Raw genomic sequence first — 14,405 nt, forward strand, 5'->3', positions numbered from 1 at the left:
AGCCGGTGACGAGGACGGGAGCAGCATGACGACACGCACGGACGGCGCGCCCCGCCGTTCCGACGCCACGAGGGCCGCGATCCTCGAAGCCGCCCGCGAGCGCTTCGCCGCCGACGGGTACGAGAAGGCGACGATCCGGGCCATAGCGCGGGACGCGGGCATCGACCCCTCGATGGTCATGCGCTACTACGGCAACAAGGAGGGGCTCTTCGCCGCGGCCTCCGAGTTCGACCTCCGGCTGCCCGCGCTGGGTGCGCTGCCCGGCCGGCACGCCGGGCCCGTCCTCGTCGCCCACTTCCTCGACCGGTGGGAGCAGGACGATGTGCTCACGGCACTGCTCAAGGCCGCCGTCACCAACCCGGCCGCCGCGGAACGCGCTCGGGCGATCTTCCGGGAGCAGCTCGGGTCGGTCGCGGCCGGCCTGTCACCGGATCCGGCGGACGCGCCGCGCCGCGCGGCCCTCGTCGCCTCCCAGATCCTCGGCATGGCGATGGCCCGCTATGTGCTGCGTCTCCCGCCCGCCGTGGACATGACGCGGGAGGAGGTGATCGCCTGGCTGGGACCGACCGTGCAGCGCTACTTGACGGAAGAGGCCCCGTGAGACCGGTCCCGGGACCCGTCCTGCGCACGGGCCGTGTTCAGCGCCGACTCCACGATCGCCTCCAGCCGGGCGTGGTGGGCGCCGCGCCAGTAGACCCGTGAGCACGAGGCGCAGCTCGCGAACACGTCGTACGAGCGCTCCGTCCCCTGTTCCAGACGGTCGCGGACCGAGTCCTTGTCCGCGCTCTCCAGGGGGCCGTTGCAGGCCGTGCAGCGGGTCCACGGGGCGAGGACGGGAGCGAAGCGCTCCAGTACGTCGGTGAGTTGCTCGTCCGGCCGGTCGCTGTAGACGTACGCGCCGGCCCAGATCTCGCGGCGGCGGAGCAGGCCCCGGTCGCGTGAGAGCAGGACGCGGCGCTCGGCGGCCGACAGCGCGGCGAGCGCCGGGTCGCCGAGGTCCTCGCTCTCGTAGGCAGCGTCCACGCCGAGCAGCCGCAGCCGGCGGGCGAGGGTGCCGAGGTGGACGTCGAGCAGGAAGCGCAGGGGTGCGCCCGGGACTTCCTGCGGGCGGGTGAAGGCGCGCACCTCCACGTGCTCCCCCGCGCGCGGGACGTGGGAGGCGGGCACGGGCTGCCCGTCGACCAGGAGGACACCGGCCTCGGTCAGCGGCACACCGAGCGACTCGACGACATGGCCGAGGGTGGACACGCCGTCCGTGACGACGGCCGTGCGGCCCGCACGCCGGTCGGCGGGTACGAAGAGGCGCAGTTCGGGGGCGACGCTGAAGGTGATCTCCGGTCCGTTCACGCCGCCAGCATGGCACCGGGCGGCGGGCGGTCGCCAACGCTTTGCCGGGCGGCGTCGCGAGGGTGCCGCTCGACGGCGTGCGCGGGCGCGGTGGGCTGCGGTACGGGCGCGGTGGGCGGGATGTGGGCGTGGCTCGCGGGCACGGGCGGCACCTGGTCGTGGCCCGGTGTGCGCGGGCGCCGTCAGCCGGCCAAGGGGCCGTCGGCCGGGGTCAGATCGAGGCGCCAGTCGTTCGAGCGGATCGGGTTCCCCGGCGGGTACTCGAAGTCGCGCTCCCCGAGCAGGGTGAACCCGGCCTTGCGGCACACCCCGTTGGACGGACCGTTGCCGACGGAGGGGAACGCGTGCAGATACCGGTGGCGTCGCTCGGCGCGGGCGGCCTCGACCACGGCGAGCGTCGCGGCGGTGGCGTAGCCGTGGCCCTGGAACGCGGGGAGCACGCTCCAGCCCGTCTCGTAGACCGGCTCGCCGTCCCAGAGCTGCTCCCAGAAACCGACCGTGCCCACGGCCCGGCCGGCGTGGGCGCCGGCGGTGGCGGTGGCGACGACGCGGTACATCCGGCCGCGCCCGGTGCGGTCGGCGCTCAGGTCCACATAGCGCCGGTGCCGCTTGACCAGCTCCTCCTCGGTCTCCGGGCCGCCGAGGTGGTCCATCAGCTCCGGCGCGTTGGCGGCGCGGAGCAGTGCGAAGTCGTCCTCGGACCAGGGGGTGAGCCGTACCGTCGCGGCGCGTGTGTCCATGTCCGGCACTGTAGGGGCGGGGTCCGACAGCCCGGGGCCGCGAGGGCGGCTCTCAGCCGGGCCCGGCGGGGCGGGCGTACGCCGTCGGCGGCACGCCCACCGTCGCGGTGAAGTCCCGCACCAGGTGCGCCTGGTCGCTGTAGCCCAGCTCGGCCGCGAGCCCGGCCCAGTCGATGTCCCGTCCCTCCTCGGCGCGTTCCAGGGCCTCGTGGATCCGGTACCGCAGGACCACCCACTTGGGGCCGACGCCGACGTACGCGGCGAAGAGCCGCTGGAGGGCACGGGCCGACAGGCCCGCGGAGGCGGCGAGTTCGGCGGTGCGCCGGATGGTGCGGTCGGTCCGTACGCGTTCGACGAGGGCCAGGGCGGTGAACACCGCGTCGGGGGCGGCCGGGGCTTCGGGAGCGAGGCCGAGGAGGAACGTGTCGAGTGCCGCGACGCGTTCGTCCTCCGCGTCCGGACCGGTCACGGCCCGCGCCGCCGCGGCGGCCCGGGCGTCGTCCGCCCCGGGATCGCCGTCGCCGTTGTCGGAACCGCCGCGTGCACGGCCCAGGTCGGGGAGCGCCTCGCCGAGGAGCACCCGGCGGCCGGTCCAGAAGGACACCGGCCGGTCCGGCGCGAACGGGCGGAAGCCGCCCGGCCGGAACTGCACCCCGCACACCCGGCCCCGGCCGGTCAGTTTCTGGGTGAACAGCTCCAGCCCGATGCCCGCGGCCTCCGCCCACGGCTCCGCGTCCCCGTACCGCTGGAAGACCAGGTTCACCGAGGGGTGCGGGACGACGTGGGTGGCGTACGGCTCGGTGAGGTCCCAGTCGATCAGCCAGTAGTGCTCGACGAAGGGGCGCAGCTCCGGGGCGGGTTCGCGGCGGCGGAAGTCCACCCGGGCGAACAGCTCCCGGGCCTCGACGATGCCCCTGGTGTCGCGTCGCGGACCGGCCATGCGTCGATGGTATGCGCGGCCGCCGCGCACCGCGTCCCGCTGGGCCGGGCTCCCCTCCTGCCCCCTCGCAGCCCGGTCCCGCGTCCCGCTGTCGCGTTTCTTCAAGACGGGCCCGCGCCCCACCCCTACCGTCGCCGTATGACGAAGAACATCAGTGATCTGCTGCGGGCAGCGGCGGAGCGCACCGTTCCGGTCGTGCGCGGCGTCCCCGACGAGAAGCTGCCGGCGACCACCCCCTGCGCCGAGTACGACGTGCGCGCGCTGGCCGGGCACCTCTTCGAGGTGGTGGTCAACTTCCAGCGGCTCGCGGCCAAGGAGGACTCCGCCTTCGGCGGCGGCCCCGACCATCTCGCGGAGGCCGCCTGGCGGGACGCCTTCGCCGCGGAGTGCGAGGCGCTGGTCACCGCGTGGGCCGTGCCCGGCGCGGACCAGGGCACCACCGGCGCGATGGGCATGCCCGCCGCGGTGGTGGGCCGGATGGTCCTCGGCGACCTCACCGTGCACGGCTGGGACCTGGCCCGGGCCACCGGGCAGGAGTACGCGCCGGATCCGGCGGTCGTCGACGACCTGCTCGACGCGTTCGCGGAGCTGGCGCCGACCGCCCGGACGATGGGCGCGTTCGGCGCGGAGCACCCGCTTCCGGACGGCGGCGCCGGGGCCTCCCCGTTCGACCGCCTGCTGGCCCTGACCGGACGCGACCCGGACTGGACCCGTCCCTGAGTCGTGGCCGGACCAGCCCGCCAGGCGGACGGCCGGGGCGGGGCCGGGGACCGTGGGGTGCGTCACGTACGCCGGACCCGTCGCCACCCCCGCCCCGGCCCGTCCCCGCTGGTCGGGCCCGCCGGCGCCGGGCTCACCGCCGTACACCCGCCGGACGCCTCCCGTTAAGCTCCCGTGGCACGATCGCCGGACCGGCGGACGTCCGGACGTCCGGACGACGAGGTGAACTGAGGAGACATGGACGTGTCACGAGCGCGTGTGGGTGTGGCCGTACTGACGATGGGCAACCGCCCCGTCGAGCTGCTGGCGCTGCTCGACTCGGTCGCCGCGCAGGACCACCCCGCCACCCGTGTCGTCGTCGTCTCCAACGGCGCGCCGCTGGGCGAACTCCCCGACGGCGTCACCGGGATCGAGCTGCCCGAGAACCTCGGCGTCTCCGGCGGACGCAACGTCGCGATGGACCGGCTGCGCGAGTTCGGCGACGTGGACGTCCTGGTCGACCTGGACGACGACGGGCTGCTGATCGACAAGGACGTCTTCAGCCGGGTCGCCGACCTGTACGCCGAGGACCCCGCGCTCGGGATCGTCAGCTTCCGCATCGCCGACGAGACGGGCTTCACCCAGCGCCGCCACGTCCCCCGGCTCGGGAACTCCGACCCGATGCGCGGCGGGCGCGTCACCACCTTCCTCGGCGGCGGGCACGCGCTGTCGATGCGGATGCTGGAGCGGGTCGGCGGCTGGCCGGACGACTTCTTCTTCACGCACGAGGAGACCGACCTCGCCTGGCGCGCGCTGGACGACGGCTGGAAGATCCTCTACGCGCCCGAGCTGGTCCTCCAGCACCCGCGCACCGCGCCGACCCGGCACGGCGTCTACTACCGGATGACCGCCCGCAACCGCGTCTGGCTGGCCAAGCGGAACCTGCCCGCCCTGCTGGTGCCCCTCTACCTGGCCTCCTGGACGGCGCTGACCCTGGCTCGGACCCGCCCCGGCCCGGGGCTGCGCGCCTGGTTCGGCGGCTTCGCGGAGGGCGTCCGGACGCCGTGCGGGGAGCGCCGGCCGATGCGGTGGAGCACGGTCTGGCACATGGCCCGCCTGGGACGCCCCCCGGTCGTCTGACCCGGGCCCGCACCCCCCGCGTTCACGCCCGGCGCACCACCCGGCCCGGGCCCGCCACCCCCGCGCCGGCCCGGGCCCACGTCCACGCCCGACGCGCCCCGGCCCGGGCCCCGCCCTCACGCCCGGCCCACGCGGTCGTCCCGCCCGGCCCCGGCCCGGCCGTCCCGCCCCCGGCCCACGCGGTCGTCCCGCCCCCGTCTCACTCACCCCCCGGCACCAGCCCCGGAAAGTCCGCCAGCGTCGCCGCCACCCGGTCCGCCGGGAGGCCGCCGCCCTGGGCGATCTCCGCAGAGCCGCCGCCCCGGCCGCCGAGGAGGAGCTTCACCAGCTCCGACGCGTTCAGCCCCGCCGAGACCGCCGCCCTGTTCAGCGCGACGACCACGTTCCCCGCCTCCGTGCCCACCGCGACCGCGCCCGGCGCCGTGGCCGGGAGCAGGCCGCGCACCGCCGTGGCCAGCCCCCGGGCCTCCGCCGCGCCGCCCTCGGCCACCGCCGTGACGACCTGCGTCCCGCGTACGTCCACCGCGCCGCCCGCCAGCTCCACCGCCCGCGCGGCGGTGGCCTGCTGCCGCAGCCGGGCGTTCTCCCGGTCCGCCGCCTTCAGCCGCTCCAGCAGCCCGGAGACCCGCTCGGCCAGCTCCGCGCGTGGCGCCCCGATCTGCTCGGCGATCCGCGTCACGAGGTCCCGCTCGCGCGCCAGATAGGCGAAGCCCTCGATCCCGACCGCCGCCTCCAGCCGGCGCATCCCCGCGCCCACCGAGGACTCCGAGGTCAGGGCGACCGTGCCGACCTGAGAGGCGTGCTCCACATGCGTGCCGCCGCACAGTTCCCGGGACCACGCCCCGCCGATCTCGACGACCCGCACCTTCTCGCCGTACGTCTCGTCGAACAGCGCGAGCGCGCCCAGTTCCCTCGCCTCCGGCAGCGTCATCCAGCGCACCCCGACCGGCAGGTCCCGGCGCAGCGCCCGGTTCGCCGCCTCCTCGACCTCGCTCCGCACGGCGGGCGACAGGGCGCCGCGCCACGGGAAGTCGAGGCGGAGGTAGCCCGGCCGGTTGAACGAACCGGACTGGAGGGCGGTCGGGCCGAGGACCTCGCGCAGCGCCGCGTGCAGGACGTGCGTGCCGGAGTGCGCCTGCCGGGCGCCGAGCCGCCACTCCGGATCGACGGCCGCGTGCACGGTGTCACCCGCCGCCAACTCGCCCGCCGTGACGCGTACCTGATGTGCCACCAGCCCGGGCAGCGGACGCTGCACGTCCAGAACCTCGGCCTCCGCCGAGGTACCGGAGAGCCGGCCCGCGTCGCTGTCCTGGCCGCCGGACTCCGCGTAGAACGGCGTCCGGTCCAGTACCACCGTGACGATCTCGCCCTCGCGGGCCACCGGCACCTCGCCCTTCGCGCCGAGGACCGCCAGCACCCGGGACTCGGTGGTCAGGGTCTCCCAGGCCCGCCAGTCCGTGGGCCCGTGCGCGTCCAGCACCGGCCGCAGCGCCGACGTCCCGGCGCCACCGCCGGACTTGCGGGCCCGGGCGTCGGCGCGGGCGCGTTCCCGCTGGGCGTTCATCAGCGCGGTGAAGCCCTCGCGGTCCACCTCCACGCCCTGCTCGGCGGCCATCTCCAGGGTGAGGTCGACGGGGAAGCCGTAGGTGTCGTGCAGCAGGAACGCCTGTGCGCCGGGCAGGGTCCGCCCGCCCGCCGCGCGGACCTTGGCGACGGCCGTGTCCAGCACGGTGGTGCCCTGCTTGAGGGTGGCGCGGAAGGTCTCCTCCTCGCCGTACGCCCCGTCGCCGATGCGGGCGAAGTCCGCGGCGACCTCCGGGTAGCTGGGCGCCATGCAGTCGCGGGCGACGGGCAGCAGTTCGGGCAGGGCCGGGTCCTGGTGGCCGAGCTGCCGCATGGCGCGCACCGCGCGGCGCAGGATGCGGCGCAGCACATAGCCGCGGCCCTCGTTGCCGGGGGAGGTGCCGTCGGCGAGGAGCATCAGCGCGGTGCGGACGTGGTCGGCGACGACCCGCAGGCGGACGTCGTTCTCGGGGTCGGCACCGTAGCGCACCCCGGCGAGGGCGGCGGCGCGGTCGAGGACGGGCCGGGTCTCGTCGATCTCGTAGAGGTTGTCCTTGCCCTGGAGGAGGGTGGCCATCCGCTCCAGGCCCATGCCTGTGTCGATGTTGCGGCGGGGGAGCTCGCCGAGGATCGGGTAGCCGGACTTGCCGGGGCCCTCGCCGCGCTCGAACTGCATGAAGACCAGGTTCCAGAACTCCATGAACCGGTCCTCGTCGGCCTCCGGCCCGCCGTCCGGGCCGAAGGCGGGGCCGCGGTCGTAGTACAGCTCCGAGCAGGGGCCGCAGGGGCCGGGCACGCCCATGGACCAGAAGTTGTCCTCGTCGCCCCGGGCCACGATCCGCTCGTCGGGCAGGCCGGCGATGCGCCGCCACAAGCCGCGGGCGTCGGTGTCGGAGTGGTGGACGGTGACCCAGATCCGGTCGGGGTCGAGGCCGTAGCCGCCGTCCGCCCGGGCGGTGGTGGACAGCTCCCAGGCGAGGGCGATCGCCTCCTCCTTGAAGTAGTCCCCGAAGGAGAAGTTGCCGTTCATCTGGAAGAAGGAGCCGTGCCGGGTGGTGCGGCCGACCTCCTCGATGTCCAGGGTGCGCACACACTTCTGCACACTGGTCGCCCGCGGCCAGGGCGCCTCGGCCTCGCCCGTGAGGTACGGCTTGAACGGCACCATCCCGGCGTTCACGAACAGCAGCGTCGGGTCCGGCGTGGGCAGCGGGGCGCTGGGCACGACGGTGTGGCCGCGGGCGGCGAAGTGGTCGAGGAAGCGGTTGCGGATCTCGGCGGTGCGCACGGCGGGGCTCCGGGTTCGGGTCGGGCGCCGCCAGGGCGCGCGGCGCGGGTGGGTGGTGGGGCGTGGGGTGGGGCGCGTCAGGCGGCGGCGCGCGCCCCCGGGCGTGCGACCGGGTGCAGTGCGGCGTACTCCAGGGGCGCGGACGGGTCGATGGAGACGTCCAGCGGGGCGGGCGCGGCACCGGCGCGGACCAGGAGGTCGCCGACGGCCGCGATCATCGCGCCGTTGTCGGTGCACAGGCCCAGCGGCGGGACGCGCAGGGCGATCCCGGCGGCCCGGCAGCGCTCCTCGGCGAGCGCCCGTACCCGGGAGTTGGCCGCGACACCGCCGACGACGACGAGGGTGCCGACGCCGTGCTCGCGGCAGGCGGCCACGGCCTTGCGCGTCAGCACATCGGCCACGGCCTCCTGGAGCGAGGCCGCGCCGTCGGCGAGCGGGAGTTCCTCGCCGCACAGCCGGTGCTGTTCGGCCCAGCGGGCGGCGGCGGTCTTCAGCCCGGAGAACGAGAAGTCGTAGGCGGAGTCGCCGGGGCCGGTGAGCGGGCGGGGGAACGCGACGGCGCGCGGGTCGCCCTCGCGCGCGGTGCGGTCGACGGCGGGGCCGCCGGGGTAGGGCAGCCCGAACACCCGGGCCACCTTGTCGAAGCACTCGCCGGCGGCGTCGTCGATGGTGTCCCCGAGGTGGACGATCGGGTCCCGGGCGAGGTCGCGCACCAGGAGCAGCGAGGTGTGCCCGCCGGAGACGATGAGCACCATGCACGGCTCGGGCAGCGGCCCGTGTTCCAGGGTGTCGGCGGCGACATGACCGGCCAGGTGGTGGACGCCGTAGAGCGGGACGCCCAGCGAGAAGGCGAGCGTCTTCGCCCCGGCCAGCCCGACCTGGAGCGCCCCGGACAGCCCGGGCCCGGTGGTGACGGCCACCGCCCCGACGTCGGAGAGCCGCAGCCCGGCCCGGTCCAGCGCCTCCCGCACCACGGGGTTGAACGCGTGGACGTGCGCCCGCGCCGCGATCTCCGGCACGACGCCGCCGAAGCGCGCGTGCTCGTCCATGCTCGACGCGACGGCATGCCCGAGCAGCCGCCCGTCCCGCACCAGCCCCGCCCCGGTCTCGTCGCACGACGACTCGATCCCCAGCACCACCGGAGAACCCACGACCGCCCGCCTCTTCTCGCACTCGATCCGCAATTGCAACCTCTGTGCAACAAGGTACTCGCGCACGGGGCGGCGCGACGCGGCAGCGGGCAGGGCCCCTTTCGTGCGCGCGGGCCCGGTCGGCACCCGGTGGCCGCTACCCTGCCGAGGGCAGCGCACCGCCGACGCGAGGAACGCCGGGATGGACGACGACGAATCCCTGGACGACGAACCCCTGAAGGACTGGGTGGAACGCCGTGACGCGAAAGTCGGCCGACTGCGCGCCGTGCCGGTCGTCCCCGGCGACGGCCCCCGGGGAGCCCATCTGCACCCGGACGCGCCGCGGATCATCGAACGCTGGAACGGGCACACATGGGAGCCGTACGCCTTCGCCGTCGATCTGGTCCAGGCGAAGGCCCTCCTCTACCCGCAGGCCGCCGAACCGCCGGCTCCCGCTGCCGCCCCGAAGCCCCTCGGCTCCGGCACGGGACGCCACCGCAAGCCCTCGCCGGGACCCGCGCGGGGCGACGGTGGTCACGGCGGGGCGTGAGCCGGGCCGGGCACGCGCCCCGCGGTTTACGGCCGGACCAGGCCTCGCGGTTTACGGCCAGACCAGGCAGTACGGCTGGTGCCCCGCCTCGTGGAGGCGATGGCTGAAATCCTGCCATTCGTGCAGCAGCTGGTAGACGTTGAACGCGTCCCGCGGCCCGCCGCGGTCCGGGACCGTGGACCAGATGAAGGCGGCCGCGCCGACCGATTCCTCGCCGATGTCGCGCAGGGGGTCGACCGCGGTCATGGGGAGTTTGACGACCGCGTAGTCGGGGTGGAGGACCACCAGTTCCAGGGGCGGCACCTTGTGCAGGGGCATGCCCTGGATGCCGGTGAGCACCATCGCGGCTATGGTCTCCGGCTTGATCTTGGTGAACATGCCGCCCATGCCGAGTTCGTCGCCGCCGAGTTCCTCGGGGCGCATGGAGATGGGCACGCGTGCGGCCGTCGCGCCGTCGGGCGCGCCGAAGTACTTGTAGGTCACCCCCAACCGGCCGCTCCTGCCTCCCAAGGGCTCATCCGCTTCGCCTCGGCGGTGTCTACCACGCCGGGCAGGCTCGGGACCCAGGTCGTCGGTCCCCTCGCCCAGTCCGCCACCGCGATGCATATCTCCACCCGACCACTCGCAGCCCCCGCCGCGCAACCAGATCATCGTGACAGTGACCTCCCCCACGAACGTGCGGTGAAACACCTGTCCGCAAGATCGCCGAAGCCTCTGAGACCATGGTTTCCGTGAGCTTTCCCTATGACGCCCCAGTTTCGCAGACGCTTTTCGACCGCGCGTCCCTTGTGACGCCCGGCGGCGTGAACTCTCCCGTCCGTGCCTTCCGCGCCGTGGGGGGTACGCCCCGGTTCATGGTGTCCGGCACGGGCCCGTACCTGACCGACGCCGACGGGCGCGAGTACGTCGACCTCGTCTGCTCCTGGGGGCCGATGATCCTCGGGCACGCGCACCCCGAGGTCGTCGGGGCCGTGCAGGAGGCGGTCGCGCGCGGCACGTCCTTCGGGACGCCCGGTGAGGGCGAGGTCGCGCTCGCCGAGGAGATCGTGGCCCGGGTCGCGCCCGTCGAGCAGGTGCGGCTGGTCTCCAGCGGCACCGAGGCGACGATGTCCGCGATCCGCCTGGCCAGGGGTTTCACCGCCCGGTCCAAGGTCATCAAGTTCGCCGGCTGCTACCACGGCCATGTCGACGCGCTGCTCGCCGCCGCCGGCTCCGGTGTCGCGACCTTCGCGCTGCCGGACACCCCCGGGGTCACCGGCGCGCAGGCCGGGGACACCATCGTCCTCCCGTACAACGATCTGGAGGCGGTGCAGGAGGCGTTCCACGCGCACCCCGGTGAGATCGCCTGTGTGATCACCGAGGCGTCCCCGGGCAACATGGGCGTCGTCCCGCCGCTGCCGGGCTTCAACCAGGGGCTCAAGGACGCCTGCGCCAAGAACGGCGCCCTCTTCGTCTCCGACGAGGTGATGACCGGATTCCGCACCTCGCGCGCGGGCTGGTTCGGCGTCGACGGCGTGGTGCCCGACCTGATGACCTTCGGCAAGGTCATGGGCGGCGGCTTCCCGGCCGCGGCCTTCGGCGGGCGCGCCGATGTGATGGGGCACCTCGCCCCGGCCGGGCCGGTCTACCAGGCGGGCACCCTCTCCGGGAACCCGGTCGCCACCGCCGCCGGCCTCGCGCAGCTGCGGCTGCTGGACGAGGCCGCGTACGCGAAGGTCGACGCGGTCTCGGAGGAGATCCAGGGCCTGGTGACCGAGGCGCTGGCCAAGGAGGGCGTGGCGCACCGCCTCCAGAGCGCGAGCAACATGTTCTCGGTGTTCTTCACCTCCCGCGAGGTCCGGAACTACGAGGACGCGCGGAAGCAGGAGGCGTTCCGCTTCAACGCCTTCTTCCACTCGATGCTCTCGGACGGGGTGTACCTGCCGCCCTCCGCCTTCGAGTCCTGGTTCGTCTCCACCGCCCACGACGAGCGGGCCGTGGAGCGGATCGCCGCCGCGCTGCCCGCCGCCGCCCGTGCCGCCGCGGAGGCGACCGCATGAGCACCAACGGCGTGAGCCCGCGCGTGCCGGGCGAGGACGACATCACCGTGGTGCATCTGGTGCGCCACGGTGAGGTGCACAACCCGGACGGCGTTCTCTACGGCCGCCGCGAGGGCTACCACCTCTCCGAACTGGGACGGCGGATGGCCGACCGGGTCGCCGAGCACCTCGCCGTCCGCGACGTCACCCATGTCGTGGCCTCCCCGCTGGAGCGGGCGCAGGAGACCGCGCAGCCGGTCGCCAAGGCGCACGGGCTGACCCTGGAGACCGACGCGCGGCTCATCGAGGCGGGCAACGTCTTCGAGGGCAAGACCTTCGGCGTCGGCGACGGGGCGCTGCGCCGGCCGGAGAACTGGAAGCACCTGACGAACCCGTTCCGCCCGTCCTGGGGCGAGCCGTACATCGAGCAGGTCGTGCGGATGATGGGCGCGCTGGACGCGGCGAAGGACGCGGCGCGCGGGCACGAGGCGGTGTGCGTCAGCCACCAGCTGCCGATCTGGATCGTGCGCAGCTTCGTGGAGAAGCGCCGGCTGTGGCACGACCCGCGCCGCCGGCAGTGCACCCTCGCCTCGCTGACGACGTTCACCTACCGGGGCGACCGGATCGTGTCCGTGGGGTACTCGGAGCCGGCGCGCGACCTGGTGCCGAAGCATCTGCTGGCGGGCGCCAAGCCGGTGAAGGGGAAGTCCAAGGCGTTCGGCGCGTAGGGCGAGGCCGGGCCGCGCCGGCCCGGGCCGGCGCCTGGCGCCCCTCCTGGAGTCCCGGGCCGCCCGGAGCGGGCCCGGGCCGCACCCGCACCCGTTTCCGTGATCGTTTCCGTGGGTCCTTGATCCTTTTCTCCTGTGATCCGCAGGTTGTTTCCCAGGTCGCGGCGCTGATTCCTCGGCGGCTCCCGGGCCGCCGGGGAAATTCGGCCACCGTGGCAGGAACCCCGCCGCGCCCGGCCGCATCTCTCCCTGTGCCGGTTGTACATGTGCCCTCGACGACCGGGAGGGCGCGGTGAGGGGACGTCATGCGCGACATCACGCGAAGGGGACTGCTGGGAGCGGGACTCGGGACGGCCGCCGCCGTCACACTCGCGGCCTGCGGCACGGGCGGGAGCTCCGGCGGCGGGCCGGACGGCGGCTCGGGTGGGGGCGCCGGCAAGGGCGGCGGGCAGGGGGACAGCGGCCCGAAGCCCTCCCCGTCCAAGACCGCCGGGCGGCCCATCGGCGACGGCTCCACCTCGGACACCGGCAAGCAGCCGAACCAGCCCGCCCGGCCCGTGCCCCTCGAACCGGGCCAGGAGCCGCCGCAATTCGTCGTCTTCTCCTGGGACGGCGCGGGCGAGGTCGGAAACGGTCTCTTCCCGCGTTTTCTCGATCTCGCCCGGGACCACGGCGCGGCGATGACGTTCTTCCTCTCCGGGATCTATGTGCTCCCCGAGTCCAAGAAGACGCTCTACCGTCCGCCGAACAATTCCGTCGGCGCCTCGGACATCGGTTATCTGACCGACGACCACATCAAGGACACGCTGAAGAACGTGCGCCGGGCCTGGCTCGACGGCCATGAGATAGGCACCCATTTCAACGGGCATTTCTGCGCCGGCTCCGGTTCCGTGGGGAACTGGACCACCGCGGACTGGCGCAGCGAGATCGACCAGGCTGTGAAGTTCGTCACCGAATGGCGCACCAACAGCGGCTGGACGGACGTCGACCCGCTGCCTTTCGACTACCGCAAGGAACTCGTCGGCGGCCGCACCCCGTGCCTGCTCGGTCAGGACAAACTGCTGCCGGAGGCCAGGAAGCGCGGCTGGCGCTACGACGCCTCCTCGCCCGGCGGCCGCCAGGTCTGGCCGGTGAAGCGCATGGACGTCTGGGACCTGCCGCTCCAGCAGGTCCCGTTCCCCGGGCGCTCCTTCGAGGTCCTGTCGATGGACTACAACATGCTCGCCAACCAGTCCGGGAATTCGACGAAGGGTGTCCCCTCGCGCTATCCGGGCTGGAAGAAGCAGGCCACCGAGGCGTATCTCGCCGGATTCACGCGCGCCTACGAGTCGAATCGCGCACCGCTGTTCATCGGAAACCACTTCGAGCAGTGGAACGGCGGCATCTACATGGACGCCGTCGAGGAGTCGCTCAAGGGCATGGCCGGCAAGAAGGACGTACGGCTGGTCTCGTTCCGGCAGTTCTGCGACTGGCTCGACGTGCAGGACCCGGCGGTGCTCGCGAAACTGCGCACCCTGGACGTCGGCCAGACGCCCGCGGGCGGATGGAACGCATTCCTTAAGGCGTCCTGACAACGGGACCGATCGGGCACACAGGGGGGCCCGGAAGATCGCCGCCGGGCCCATGCGAAACTTTTCACATGAGCTTCAGCCGTGCACGCCGCGCCGCCCTGCTGACCGCCCTGGTCGCCACGGGTGCGCTCACCCTGTCCGCCTGCGGTGACGGCGGAAAGTCCGGTGGCGGCGGCGACACCAACTTCGTCGCCGCCAGCGGCGGCGTCGAGACCGTCCGCGCGCCGGACCGCCGTCTGCCCAACGAGCTCAAGGGCGAGACCCTGGACGGCAGTCGGCTGGACATAGCGGACCTCAAGGGCAAGGTCGTCGTGATCAACGTCTGGGGCTCCTGGTGCGCGCCGTGCCGCGCGGAGGCCCCGCACTTCGCCAAGGTCTCCAAGGAGAAGAAGGCGGACGGCGTCGAGTTCGTCGGCATCAACACCCGGGACGGCGCCAAGCGCCAGGCGATCGCCTTCGAGAAGGACTACGGCATCACCTACCCGAGCTTCTACGACCCGATCGGCAAGCTGGTCGTCAACGGCTTCCCCCGGGGCACCCTGATGCCGCAGGGCATCCCCTCGACCATCGTCCTGGACCGCGAGGGCCGTATCGCGGCGCGGGCGCTGCGGGAGATCGACGAGGCGGAGCTGCGCAAGATGATCGATCCGCTGATCGCGGAGAAGTGACCCGGTGCACACCCACCTCCTGGCCG

14 protein-coding genes are annotated in these 14,405 nt (G+C 73.9%); 8 read left to right on the top strand and 6 right to left on the bottom strand.

The window, feature by feature from the left end; genetic code table 11:
- The first annotated feature begins 25 nt into the window (after window positions 1-25).
- Window positions 26-601 carry a TetR family transcriptional regulator gene (locus tag ABZ457_RS05690; protein ID WP_359154218.1) on the top strand — a complete coding sequence of 192 codons (576 nt, stop codon included), beginning with the start codon at window positions 26-28 and terminating at the stop codon, window positions 599-601.
- Here the strand turns inward: ABZ457_RS05690 and ABZ457_RS05695 are convergent.
- The 3 genes from ABZ457_RS05695 to ABZ457_RS05705 all read right to left on the bottom strand — a co-directional run bounded on the left by ABZ457_RS05695 (window position 577) and on the right by ABZ457_RS05705 (window position 3,027).
- Entirely contained in the window at window positions 577-1,347 is a 771-nt protein-coding gene (locus ABZ457_RS05695; protein ID WP_359154220.1) for a Mut7-C RNAse domain-containing protein, read from the bottom strand. The genes ABZ457_RS05690 and ABZ457_RS05695 overlap by 25 nt on opposite strands.
- 182 nt (window positions 1,348-1,529) lie before the next feature.
- Window positions 1,530-2,087, bottom strand: coding sequence for a GNAT family N-acetyltransferase (locus tag ABZ457_RS05700; RefSeq protein WP_359154222.1), 558 nt, complete (start codon window positions 2,085-2,087; stop codon window positions 1,530-1,532).
- Window positions 2,088-2,139: 52 nt separating this feature from the next.
- Window positions 2,140-3,027, bottom strand: coding sequence for a helix-turn-helix domain-containing protein (locus tag ABZ457_RS05705; protein WP_359154224.1), 888 nt, complete (start codon window positions 3,025-3,027; stop codon window positions 2,140-2,142).
- A gap of 138 nt (window positions 3,028-3,165) precedes the next feature.
- Between ABZ457_RS05705 and ABZ457_RS05710 the strand changes: the two genes are divergently transcribed.
- Together ABZ457_RS05710 and ABZ457_RS05715 are read left to right on the top strand one after the other, a co-directional pair.
- Window positions 3,166-3,747, top strand: coding sequence for a TIGR03086 family metal-binding protein (locus tag ABZ457_RS05710; RefSeq protein ID WP_359154227.1), 582 nt, complete (start codon window positions 3,166-3,168; stop codon window positions 3,745-3,747).
- 243 nt (window positions 3,748-3,990) lie between these two features.
- On the top strand, window positions 3,991-4,866 hold the full coding sequence (locus ABZ457_RS05715) for a glycosyltransferase family 2 protein (protein WP_026277621.1): 876 nt from the start codon (window positions 3,991-3,993) through the stop codon (window positions 4,864-4,866).
- A 199-nt stretch (window positions 4,867-5,065) separates the two neighbouring features.
- Here ABZ457_RS05715 and alaS read toward each other — a convergent pair whose 3' ends face one another.
- Together alaS and tsaD are read right to left on the bottom strand one after the other, a co-directional pair.
- Complete coding sequence (alaS, locus tag ABZ457_RS05720) at window positions 5,066-7,714, bottom strand: alanine--tRNA ligase (protein WP_359154229.1); 2,649 nt, start codon at window positions 7,712-7,714, stop codon at window positions 5,066-5,068.
- Window positions 7,715-7,791: 77 nt separating this feature from the next.
- Entirely contained in the window at window positions 7,792-8,865 is a 1,074-nt protein-coding gene (gene tsaD, locus ABZ457_RS05725) for a tRNA (adenosine(37)-N6)-threonylcarbamoyltransferase complex transferase subunit TsaD (RefSeq protein ID WP_359154231.1), read from the bottom strand.
- Between the two features lie 181 nt (window positions 8,866-9,046).
- On the opposite strand from tsaD, the gene ABZ457_RS05730 reads away from it, so the two are divergent.
- Entirely contained in the window at window positions 9,047-9,394 is a 348-nt protein-coding gene (locus ABZ457_RS05730; protein ID WP_359154233.1) for a DUF6087 family protein, read from the top strand.
- 51 nt (window positions 9,395-9,445) lie between these two features.
- On the opposite strand, the gene ABZ457_RS05735 is transcribed toward ABZ457_RS05730, so the two are convergent.
- Window positions 9,446-10,000, bottom strand: coding sequence for a hypothetical protein (locus tag ABZ457_RS05735; RefSeq protein ID WP_078521423.1), 555 nt, complete (start codon window positions 9,998-10,000; stop codon window positions 9,446-9,448).
- Window positions 10,001-10,116: 116 nt separating this feature from the next.
- Between ABZ457_RS05735 and hemL the strand changes: the two genes are divergently transcribed.
- The 4 genes from hemL (at window position 10,117) to ABZ457_RS05755 (ending at window position 14,379) form a co-directional block, all read left to right on the top strand.
- Window positions 10,117-11,433 (top strand): glutamate-1-semialdehyde 2,1-aminomutase, encoded by a 1,317-nt coding sequence (gene hemL / locus ABZ457_RS05740; protein WP_359154236.1) that lies wholly within the window; start codon window positions 10,117-10,119, stop codon window positions 11,431-11,433.
- The gene (locus ABZ457_RS05745; RefSeq protein WP_359154238.1) at window positions 11,430-12,140 is read left to right on the top strand and encodes a histidine phosphatase family protein; all 711 of its coding nucleotides are present in this window, start codon (window positions 11,430-11,432) and stop codon (window positions 12,138-12,140) included. Before hemL ends, ABZ457_RS05745 begins: the two co-directional genes overlap by 4 nt.
- A gap of 305 nt (window positions 12,141-12,445) precedes the next feature.
- A complete protein-coding gene (locus ABZ457_RS05750) occupies window positions 12,446-13,711 on the top strand; it encodes a hypothetical protein (protein WP_359154240.1) in 1,266 nt (421 codons plus the stop codon).
- A 68-nt stretch (window positions 13,712-13,779) separates the two neighbouring features.
- Window positions 13,780-14,379 (top strand): TlpA disulfide reductase family protein, encoded by a 600-nt coding sequence (locus ABZ457_RS05755; protein ID WP_359154242.1) that lies wholly within the window; start codon window positions 13,780-13,782, stop codon window positions 14,377-14,379.
- Window positions 14,380-14,405 lie beyond the last annotated feature (26 nt).

The sequence above is a fragment of the Streptomyces sp. NPDC005805 genome (assembly GCF_040630445.1).
Taxonomy (GTDB): Bacteria; Actinomycetota; Actinomycetes; order Streptomycetales; family Streptomycetaceae; genus Streptomyces.